The 933-nt window shown below is 59.3% G+C and carries 2 protein-coding genes; both read left to right on the forward strand.

All coding sequences use genetic code 11. From position 1 onward, the window contains the following. Nucleotides 1-536, forward strand: a 536-nt coding sequence (locus A3730_RS01630; RefSeq protein ID WP_197477219.1) for an endonuclease/exonuclease/phosphatase family protein, incomplete at its 5' end; no start/stop codon positions are given. A gap of 76 nt (nt 537-612) precedes the next feature. Beyond that, the coding region (locus A3730_RS01635) for an NUDIX hydrolase (RefSeq protein WP_156500778.1) at nt 613-933 on the forward strand (321 nt) is incomplete at its 3' end.

The following is a 933-nucleotide window of genomic DNA, read 5'->3' on the forward strand; positions in this document are numbered from 1 at the left end:
GGCACCAGCAGTTGAACCGCAACCTTGGCCGCCTTGGCCAGTTCAGTAATGGCTTTCTCAGCCGGCACCAACCGTTTGAAATCACCGATCACCGTTTGCCCGGGTTGCCCGGTCGCGGAGCGATCGTGATCAAGTACGGTCACCCGATTCAGCCGTTGGTTGTGGTTGTGGCGCACTTGGCGCTGGGTGAAAAGGTGCGTAATACCCAGTTGTCCTACCTGTCCCGCTTGTTGGCGGACTACAAGTACGTGGTGATGATGGGTGATTTCAATTGTCGCCTGGATCATCTGGACAATTCGCCGTTGGCAGCCCTGGGCTTGCAGACGGTGCAGGCGGATAACCTCAATACCTATCCCAGCTGGGCCCCGGATCGTCATATCGACCACATCCTGTTATCGCCGGAGTTGGAGAGTCGCCACACCCGTGTGCTCGCCGACTGCCTGCTGTCGGATCACCTGCCTTTGGCCACGGAAATTGTCATTCCTGATGAGGTTGTCGCGGCCACCCGGGAGCATCGGCTGCCGTTGATTAGCTAAGCGGTTATTGCGGTGAAGCCGCCGCCGGCCGCCAACATTCCATGACACTGTCATCGTCTCGGGGCAGGCTGTAGCCATGACAATATTCCGTTCCCTGCTTCTCCTTTCTGTTTTGCTGCCGTCGCTGCAGGCGCTGGCGGACTGTCCCCGTGTGCCCGGCCAGGAAGATGACCGGCGGGCCAATGCCGGCTGCCTGATTGTTCGTGATCAGCAGGTGTTGCTGATCAGCCATCGCTGGGGTGGAAAGCTGGGTGTACCCGGTGGAACCCTGGAGCCGGGGGAGTTGGCCNAGTGCACGGCGTATCGGGAAACCCTTGAAGAGAGCGGTGTGCGGGTTGTAGTGGGAGAGCGCTTGCAGGTGATGAAAAACGGCTTTCACTTGTATCGCTGCCACCTG

It is taken from the genome of Alcanivorax sp. HI0044, from assembly GCF_001634945.1.